This is a genomic window from Mesorhizobium sp. M0052, assembly GCF_040323255.1.
Taxonomy (GTDB): Bacteria; Pseudomonadota; Alphaproteobacteria; order Rhizobiales; family Rhizobiaceae; genus Mesorhizobium.
The window spans coordinates 1-1144 of sequence record NZ_JAMYUS010000061.1 but is presented as its reverse complement, the minus strand read 5'-3'; the positions used below and the strand labels follow the sequence as shown (position 1 = coordinate 1144).

Here is a 1144-nt window from a genome sequence, read left to right as displayed (position 1 = left end):
TGAACTGACCCCCGAAAGTTGGACACAACCTTCGGGGGTTTTGCATGTCCAGACACGGCGAGAGTTTCAAGCGCTCGGTTGTCGATAGCTCTTTAGGCGGGGATGAGAGCTACGCGAGTGCGGCGTCGATGCATGGCGTTGATGCGGCCACTGTTCGCAAGTGGGTTGCGTTGTACCAGGCGCATGGCGATGCCAGGCTATCTGCTAAGTACGGTCGTTACGACGCGGCGTTCAGGCTGTCGGTGCTTGAGCGAATGTGGGAGGAAGGTCTGTCGTATCGGCAGACGGCTGCATTGTTCAATATCCGCAATGCCAGTTGCCTGACGGGCTGGGAGAAGCGCTATCATGCGGGCGGGATAGAGGCGCTCGGCCCACGTCCCAGAGGACGACCCATGTCAAAGCCGCCGTCCCCGCAGTGCCTGTTGCAGCCAGTGACGAGGCCAAAAGCCGCGAAGAACTGCTGGCTGAGCTGAAGCATCTGCGGATGGAGAACGACTACCTAAAAAAACTGGAGGCCTTAACGCAGGGACATGCGCTCAAAAGCGCAAGCCGTCCAGGCGTTAAGGCCGTTGCATCCGCTTGAGGGGCTGCTCGAACTGGCGAAGCTTGCGCGCAGCACGTTCTATTACAGACAGAAAGCAGCGAAGCGCTCGGACCGCCATGCGGCGCTGAAGGCGGCGATCAAGGCCATCTTCGACAGCCACAAGGGTCGCTACGGCTATCGCCGGGTGACTGCGCAACTGCACCGGTTGGGCCGGCGCGTCAACCACAAGACCGTCCAGAGCCTGATGGCCGGGATGGGATTGAAGTCGCTGGTCAGGCCGAAGAAGTATCGCTCCTACAGGGGCGAGGCTGGGCGGACCGCTCCCGATCTGTTGCAGCGCAAGTTCGGCGCCGACCGCGCCAACCGCAAATGGGTGACCGACGTGACGGAGTTCAGCCTGGCCGGCGACAAGCTCTATCTGTCCCCGGTCATGGATCTCTACAATGGCGAGATCGTCGCGTTCGAGACGGCGCGGCGGCCACGCTTCAAAATGGTGGACAATATGCTGACCAAAGCCCTCGCCCGGCTTGGTGAGAACGAAAGGCCGATCCTGCATTCCGATCAGGGATGGCAGTATCAGATGTCGGCATTCCAACGCAG

2 protein-coding genes are annotated in these 1144 nt (G+C 60.7%); both read left to right on the top strand.

Annotated elements, in window-relative coordinates; translation table 11 throughout:
- Positions 1-44 precede the first annotated feature (44 nt).
- Positions 45-473 (top strand): helix-turn-helix domain-containing protein, encoded by a 429-nt coding sequence (locus NKJ77_RS32340; RefSeq protein ID WP_352536388.1) that lies wholly within the window; start codon positions 45-47, stop codon positions 471-473.
- Between the two features lie 96 nt (positions 474-569).
- Positions 570-1144, top strand: a 575-nt coding sequence (locus NKJ77_RS32335; RefSeq protein WP_352536387.1) for an IS3 family transposase, incomplete at its 3' end; no start/stop codon positions are given.

Coding starts and splice junctions, on each gene's coding strand:
- NKJ77_RS32340 (WP_352536388.1), top strand. CDS start 45: ATGTCCAGACACGGCGAGAGTTTCAAGCGCTCGGTTGTCGATAGCTCT.